Origin of the sequence: Nostoc sp. ChiSLP03a (assembly GCF_034531215.2) — a bacterium.
Classification (GTDB): domain Bacteria; phylum Cyanobacteriota; class Cyanobacteriia; order Cyanobacteriales; family Nostocaceae; genus Nostoc.
Genome location: NZ_JAVRBQ020000085.1, coordinates 20,065 through 27,437, shown reverse-complemented (window position 1 = coordinate 27,437; position 7,373 = coordinate 20,065). Strand labels below are relative to the sequence as shown.

Sequence of the window (7,373 nt, the reverse complement as noted above, 5' to 3'; positions counted from 1 at the left end):
AAATTGCCGCAACATGAACCCAATCAAACCGAAGGCGCCGTGTAGGGCAACGAATGGCCACAATCCACCCAGTTGGAACCAACGAGTGAGGTCGCCTTGGGCTTCTGGTCCCCACAACAGCAATAGGGAATGTCCCATGCTGTCGGCGGGGGTGGATACTGCTACTGTCAGGAAGTTAGCACCTTCTAAGTAGGAGGAGGCTAATCCGTGGGTGTACCAAGAGGTAACGAAGGTGGTGCCGGTCAGCCAACCGCCTAGTGCTAGGAAGGCGCAGGGGAATAGTAGTATCCCTGACCAACCTACGAATACGAAGCGATCGCGCTTGAGCCAGTCGTCTAGAACGTCAAACCACCCTCTACTGGGCGCACGTCCAACTGCGATGGTCATCGGACTTAAATCCTCTTTTTTTACTAAAATTGCAACGTTTCTAGGGCATTACGGAAAGCCAATGTAACCGACTGCCGTGAGGAATTAACGTTTTTTTGACAATCTCAACTGCTTTTAAGTAACTGAGATTCTGAGAGCTTACTGACTAGTTAAGTCATTATTTCTCAGGGTTATGACATTACACGTACCATCGGCTAGTAATTTAGCTTGTGGTAACTTAATGATTCTTAACTTATCACACTACTCAGGGTTTTTGCCTGATACGCAAAAGGAAATGAGCTATGAAACACGAACCTTATAAATAATATGAATATCAGAAATTTTACAATTTGACACAACTTTTCTCAGAAATCTAAAAAAATTTAATGTAGATGGAGGTAGGTAGATAACTCATTTCAAGAGGTCAAAAAGAGGTAGGGAGAGGGAAGCAGGGAATAAGAAGGGCAAAGAGTGAGGGAGTAAAGAATTTTTATCAGTCATTGAGTGAACAACTAGTACAACATTTCCTAAAAAATTATATCGGTAGCAGGAACATGGAAGGGCGCAGTTGAGTTTTTGTCAACGATGTTTGGTAAAATGTGGATAATGACTTTGCGGCCACGTCGTTGATACACCTCTGGAAAACCTATGTGAAACGTTAGACAACGAGAAAAAAAGTTGGCATATCTTGACTAATACAAATAGTCTAAGTGGTTTGTCTTGTAGTACAAGGAAGCCAGCATTATCCAAGACAGTAAAATTTGTCGGGTATAAAGTGAAAAATTTATAGTCTGCGGCAGGGTTCCCGTGGACTTCAAACATAGCTCTTTGTGCCTCCTAAGCAATAGCCGGATTGGCAAAGGAACCCGCCACTCTATGCAAAAGCATTTAGTGTACGAGTATGTGACAGCGAGTATCTCACAGGCAATGGTAGTTCAATGACGACATCAACAACGATTAACAAAGGCGATCGCCTCCTGCACCAAAATGTTCTCGGTTCTCGTCGGTTCAGTAACTACTGGTGGGCAACTATCGTTACCTTGGGAGCAAGCGGCTTTCTATTGGCTGGCATATCCAGTTACTTAAAAGTTAATTTACTCATAGTTTCCGATCCCACTCAACTGGTATTTGTCCCTCAAGGATTAGTGATGGGGTTATATGGTACTGCTGGCTTGCTATTAGCTACATACCTGTGGTTAGTGATTTTATTGGATGTTGGAAGCGGTTACAACGAATTCGATCGGGAAACTGGTGCCATCAAAATCTTCCGTTGGGGGTTTCCTGGTAAAAACCGCCGAATTCAGATTGATAGCCGCATAGAAGATGTCCAATCTGTATTAATAGACATAAAAGAAGGTCTTAACCCCCGTCGCGCCCTCTATCTACGCATTAAAGGACGGCGAGATATACCATTAACACGGGTTGGACAACCAGTATCTTTAACAGAGTTGGAAACAGAAGGCGCAAAGTTAGCCCGCTTTTTGGGAGTATCGTTAGAAGGATTGTAAGGGAGTGAGGGAAGAAGAGGGGGAGCAGGGGAGAAATCAATTCACGCATTCAAAATTCAAACATTTTAGAACTTCTACCTCTGTGCCCCTCTGCCTCTTATGCCCAATGCTCCTCAAAACGATAAGATACTCTGGTTAAATCGGTAACAGGCAATGCTGTTAAAAATTTCTCAATTTTTGCTTTCTTTTGTGATTATCAGTGCCTTGATCTTGGGAGGATGTTCAACACAGCAAGTCGCTTCTAATAGTTCTTCTCCAAACTCGACAGCTACCTCGACCACAACCGAGGCAAGCACCAAGACAACTACTGAAGCAACATCTGTATCTCAAACTAGTAGTGAGAGCATTCCTGGACTGGCAGATTTACCGCGCCTCGAAGGCAAGGCTACTGTGGTAATCACGGTTAAAGGTTCGCCGATTACTATCGAAGTAGACGGCACTGATGCCCCCATTACCGCTGGCAACTTCGTAGATTTAGTCCAAAAGGGTGTGTACGATGGTTTAGCTTTCCATCGAGTTGTGCGCGATCCCCAACCGTTTGTAGTTCAAGGGGGCGATCCTCAAAGCAAAGACCCGAAAGTTCCAGCAGATAGACTGGGAACAGGTAGCTATATTGACCCAAAAACGGGAAACGCTCGTTATATACCTTTAGAAGTTAAGCCCAAAGGTTCGGATACTCCGATTTACAATAAACCATTTGATGCTACTGCTCAACCCGTCGTATTGCCTCATAAACAGGGTGCAGTAGCAATGGCGAGATCGCAATCACCAGATTCCGCTTCTGCCCAGTTTTACTTTGCTTTAGCGGATCTAGCATTTTTGGATGGTAACTACGCCGTGTTTGGCAATGTCACTCAAGGCTTTGATGTAGTAAACAAAATTCAGCAAGGCGATCGCATTGACTCCGCTAAAGTCACTCAAGGTGCTGAAAATCTGAAAACACCAGGAAAGTAGGAGAAATCAATTCAAAATTCAAAATTTAAAATTCAAAATGAAGAATTGAATGTTTGAATAGCGGAAGATTCTTTACTCCTAAAATTCAGATTGGTTAAAGTTTGTGTCACTGGTATTGGTTTAGTTTCTGCCTTGGGTGGAAGCTTAGAGGATAGCTGGCGAAATTTAATCGCAGGTAAATCTGGAATTGGGTTACATCAACCATTTCCAGAACTTACACCACTTCCTCTAGGTTTGATTGGCGAACAACCATCTGAGTTGACAAGGTTAACTCAGATGGTTGTTGCTTCTGCTTTACAAGATTCTGGGTTAGTTGCACCTTTAGCTGATTGTGCTGTAGTCATTGGATCGAGTCGCTCTTATCAAGCGTCTTGGGAAATGCTGGCGCGGCAAATGTATAACGCGAATCATTTCCCCGTGTCCTCTTTTGGAAATTGGCTAGATATATTACCTCATTTCAATGCGATCGCAGCTGCAAGACAAATTGGTGCATCTGGGATAGTTTTGGCACCAATGACAGCTTGTGCTACTGGAATTTGGTCTATTGCCCAAGCAGCTATGCTTATACAAACTGGGCAATGTCAACAAGCGATCGCAGGTGCAGTGGAAGCGCCGATTACACCTTTAACTTTAGCTGGATTTCAGCAGATGGGTGCTTTGGCAAAAACTGGCGCTTATCCCTTTGATTTGCACAGAGAAGGCTTAGTCTTGGGTGAAGGCGCAGCTGTGTTTGTCTTAGAATCAGCAGAGTTTGCAAAGCAGCGTCAAGTAAAAGTGTATGGTGAAATTCTCGGTTTCGGCTTAACCAACGACGCATATCATAGTAATTCACCAGAACCTGAAGGGAAAAGTGCGATCGCTGCTATCAAACAATGTCTAGAACGTAGTTGTCTATCACCAGGCGATATCGATTACATTCATGCTCATGGCACAGCTACCCAGCTAAATGACCAGATAGAGAGCATGGTAATCCAGCGTTTGTTTCCCCAAGGCGTGGCGGTTAGTTCCACAAAGGGAAGCACAGGTCATACACTAGGGGCATCTGGAGCTTTAGGTGTAGCTTTTTCTCTCATGGCGCTAAAGCATCAAATATTACCGCCTTGTTTAGGATTGCAGCAGCCAGAATTTGATTTAGATATCGTTACAGCCGCACGTCTAAGTAAAATTCGCCAGGTATTATGTTTGAGTTTTGGCTTTGGAGGACAGAATGCCGCGATCGCGTTAGCAGCTCTTTAGCTCCCTTGTCGTCTCCTTAAGTCAAAAACCTAAAACGTTCAACATCTACTTGTTACTATAGTTTTGAAAAATAAATTGTGATTAAAAGGGAATATGAATGGCGATTGCTATTCGACAAGCTCGTGACGACGAACTTGAAGCGCTGATTCCGATACTACTGTTGGCAGAACAATCGGAGCGTGCACTGCGATGGGGGCTTGCTAACCTCGTTGATGCTGTATATCGCATGGACGACAACGAACACTTGGTTGGTGCAGCAACGATGAAATGGCGCAGCGACCCCTGCGAAATTATGGAACTTGGTATAGCCCCTGACTTTCAAAGGCAGGGTTTAGGTAAGGAGTTCGTTGCTTGGTTGATTCAAGAGGCGAGGCAACGCGGCAAGAAACAGACACTCGTCGGCACGTCTAATTCAAGTCTTGGCAACATTGCTTTTTATCAAAAGTGCGGATTTCGGATGGATAGTGTGCGCCATGACTACTTTTGGTATTTACCTCAGCCAAGCTACGAAAATAGCATTCAGATTCAGGACTTGCTCGTATTTCGTTTCGATTTGGTGCCATCCTCAACTAAGAAAAAAAAACAAACTCCAAGAGGAAAAGCAAATTAGGTATGAAAGCTAGGGTAAAATTGGTTCTTCGGGATGAAGAGGGAGAATGGCAGCAATAATGGTTCCCACTTAATGCCTGCTCGCCAAAAAATTTACAGATTATATTGAGATAGTAGCTTATACCAATTTTTTATGAAGCTGCATAGAATTCGATCCCCCCTAGCCCCCCTTAATAAGGGGGGAACCAGAAAAATGTCTATCAAAGTCCCCCTTTTTAAGGGGGATTTAGGGGGATCAAGATATGTGCAACTTCACATTAAATTGGTATTAGATATAGGTATAGCTACTTTAAGCTTGAGTGACTAGTGCTATGTACATTGAATCATTATCGATAGCAACCTTGGAGCAAGCAATTCACTTAAGAGAGGAAGTTTTCCCAGGTGTGAGTAATAGTAGTGATAGTCCATCGCTGGCGGCAAGTTTATATCGAGATGAATATGCTCAATGGTTTTCAAACAGTGGAATTACCCAACTCAATTACTGGGTTGCTATCGATGAGAAATCTTTCCAAGTAATTGGGCTAACTGGGTTATATTGCAAAAGCGAAGACGAACAAGAAGCTGACTGGTTAGGCTGGTTTTGTGTAGCATCACAATTTCGAGGAAAAGGAATTGGAAAAGAGCTATTAGACTTTACCATCGACTTAGCACAAGCAAAAGCAAAAAGGTACTTACGTTTGTATACTTGGGAACATTCTTCTTCTTATGTAGCCCGGATGCTTTATCTCAAACGCGGTTTTTACCAAATTGGTGAATCCCTAAACAGCAGTGGATTTAAAACTATCTATCTTGAACTGCAACTTGATCGCATTATTCATAGTGGATGAAGAAATTCATCTGGTTACAATATTGCAAGGCTTTTTGTACATTCGATTATTTCAAGTGTCTGAAACGATGATTTTTCGTTCAAACTAGATCAAAAAGGCGATCGCATCAATTAGAGTGCGATCGCTTTTGTTATAGATTTTGTCAAAGCCTAGATCATCGGCAGCTAACAAAACGTGAGTTCGATGAACCTCTCCCCAACCTCTCTCCGAGGCGGAGAGGGGCAGAAATATTTTTAGTTGACAACGAAAAAATTAGGGTTTCAAAGCCTCTCTCCCTGTGGGGGAGAGGTTGGAGAGGGGTTTTTAGAGCCGTCGAACTCACGTTAAGTGAATGTATTGGTCCGTATACTGCTTTGCACAATAAGCAGAATATATAATAAAAAACTGTAACAAAAACTACAAAATTTATCCTTTTTTTTTGAAAAAGGATAAGCTTAAGTACAGATGAGATCCGGTTCGCAAAGATACCGTGATTAGGAGAAAATTTATGATTTCAAGATCCTCGTTGCTGTCAGAACCTGCTTCGCCAGCGCATATATGCCCCTTTGACCAAGCGTGTAGTTACTTAGAAGCGGCAGCTAAAGAATTAAATTTAAATCAGGGTTTGCTAGAAATTCTCAGCCATCCGCGTAAGGTTGTCACGGTTTCCATTCCCGTGAAACTAGATAATGGGGAAATACAAGTTCTCGCTGGACACCGAGTGCAGCACTCTGATGTCTTAGGCCCATACAAGGGCGGAATTCGTTACCATCCGGCCGTGACATTGCGCGAAGTATCTGCTTTAGCAATGCTGATGACCTGGAAATGTGCCTTATTAGGTATTCCTTACGGTGGTGGGAAAGGTGGCATTGCTATAGATCCCAAACGCTACAGTGTTGGTGAATTAGAACGAATCAGCCGCCGTTATATCAGCGAGTTGATTAAAGATATTGGGCCTTCCGTAGATATTCCTGCGCCAGATATGGGTACTTCTGCCCGTGAAATGGCTTGGATGATGGATACTTACTCTGTAAATGTTGGTCATGCTGTACCAGGAGTTGTAACTGGAAAACCACTTTCGATTGGTGGTTCTCTGGGACGAGAAATGGCAACCGGACGTGGCACAATGATTATTGTCCGTGAGGCATTAGCAGACCGAGGTAAATCCTTAACAGGAGTGCGAGTAGCTATTCAGGGTTTCGGTAACGTCGGCTGTGCCGCAGCAGAATTACTACATGAAGCAGGCGCAAAAATTATCGCCGTTTCAACTGGTGCAGGGGGAATATTCTCTGAAACTGGCCTTGATATTCCCAAATTAAAAGTCTACGCCGCTGAAAATCGCAAGAGTATTGTCGGTTTCCCGCAATCTGTACCAATTAGCAATGCAGATTTATTAACTCTACCCTGTGATGTCTTAATACCAGCAGCTTTGGAGAACCAAATCACTGAAGAAAATGTCAATCAGGTGCAGGCGCAAATTGTCGCAGAAGCAGCTAACGGCCCGGTTACTCTTGAGGCTAACTTGGCCTTAGAGGCGCGGGGTGTGACAGTGTTACCCGATATTTTGGCGAATGCTGGCGGTGTAGTAGTCAGTTATTTAGAGTGGGTGCAAGGTCTTTCTTACGTATTTTGGGATGAGGAGCGCGTCAACCGCGAAATGGAACATTTGATGGTGCAAGCCTATCGCAAAGTGATTCATCAGTCGGAGGTACGGCAAATTTCTTTAAGGCTAGCAGCTTATACACTGGGGGTAGGTAGAGTAGCTCAAGCGTTGACTGACAGAGGTCTTTATCCTTAATCTTTGGGCATAGACAGCAGTTTTTAATTGAATAGATAAAATATAAGGGCACAATATTATAGTTGTGCCCTTATTATGTTATGAATAGTCGGTGTT

General features: G+C 43.4%; 6 protein-coding genes and 1 pseudogene. 6 read left to right on the top strand and 1 reads right to left on the bottom strand.

Going from position 1 to position 7,373, the window contains the following annotated elements; genetic code table 11:
• Positions 1 to 387: pseudogene (locus RMY32_RS14080) on the bottom strand (photosystem II D2 protein (photosystem q(a) protein)); the annotation flags it as partial.
• A 917-nt stretch (positions 388 to 1,304) separates the two neighbouring features.
• On the opposite strand from RMY32_RS14080, the gene RMY32_RS14075 reads away from it, so the two are divergent.
• The 6 genes from RMY32_RS14075 (at position 1,305) to RMY32_RS14050 (ending at position 7,277) form a co-directional block, all read left to right on the top strand.
• Positions 1,305 to 1,874 carry a photosystem I assembly protein Ycf4 gene (locus RMY32_RS14075; protein ID WP_322711345.1) on the top strand — a complete coding sequence of 190 codons (570 nt, stop codon included), beginning with the start codon at positions 1,305 to 1,307 and terminating at the stop codon, positions 1,872 to 1,874.
• A gap of 153 nt (positions 1,875 to 2,027) precedes the next feature.
• Positions 2,028 to 2,828 carry a peptidylprolyl isomerase gene (locus RMY32_RS14070; protein WP_322711344.1) on the top strand — a complete coding sequence of 267 codons (801 nt, stop codon included), beginning with the start codon at positions 2,028 to 2,030 and terminating at the stop codon, positions 2,826 to 2,828.
• Between the two features lie 90 nt (positions 2,829 to 2,918).
• Positions 2,919 to 4,064: a beta-ketoacyl-ACP synthase gene (locus tag RMY32_RS14065; protein WP_322711343.1), complete on the top strand. Its 1,146-nt coding sequence runs from the start codon at positions 2,919 to 2,921 to the stop codon at positions 4,062 to 4,064.
• Between the two features lie 97 nt (positions 4,065 to 4,161).
• On the top strand, positions 4,162 to 4,674 hold the full coding sequence (locus RMY32_RS14060; RefSeq protein WP_322711342.1) for a GNAT family N-acetyltransferase: 513 nt from the start codon (positions 4,162 to 4,164) through the stop codon (positions 4,672 to 4,674).
• Between the two features lie 310 nt (positions 4,675 to 4,984).
• Positions 4,985 to 5,500 (top strand): GNAT family N-acetyltransferase, encoded by a 516-nt coding sequence (locus RMY32_RS14055; RefSeq protein ID WP_322711341.1) that lies wholly within the window; start codon positions 4,985 to 4,987, stop codon positions 5,498 to 5,500.
• Positions 5,501 to 5,987: 487 nt separating this feature from the next.
• Positions 5,988 to 7,277, top strand: coding sequence for a Glu/Leu/Phe/Val dehydrogenase (locus tag RMY32_RS14050; protein WP_322679328.1), 1,290 nt, complete (start codon positions 5,988 to 5,990; stop codon positions 7,275 to 7,277).
• The last annotated feature ends 96 nt before the right edge of the window (positions 7,278 to 7,373 follow it).

What these genes read in the sequence shown, in the direction of transcription:
- RMY32_RS14060 (WP_322711342.1), top strand. Translation starts at nt 4,162, where the DNA reads ATGGCGATTGCTATTCGACAAGCTCGTGACGACGAACTTGAAGCGCTG.
- RMY32_RS14070 (WP_322711344.1), top strand. Translation starts at nt 2,028, where the DNA reads ATGCTGTTAAAAATTTCTCAATTTTTGCTTTCTTTTGTGATTATCAGT.
- RMY32_RS14050 (WP_322679328.1), top strand. Translation starts at nt 5,988, where the DNA reads ATGATTTCAAGATCCTCGTTGCTGTCAGAACCTGCTTCGCCAGCGCAT.
- RMY32_RS14055 (WP_322711341.1), top strand. Translation starts at nt 4,985, where the DNA reads ATGTACATTGAATCATTATCGATAGCAACCTTGGAGCAAGCAATTCAC.
- RMY32_RS14075 (WP_322711345.1), top strand. Translation starts at nt 1,305, where the DNA reads ATGACGACATCAACAACGATTAACAAAGGCGATCGCCTCCTGCACCAA.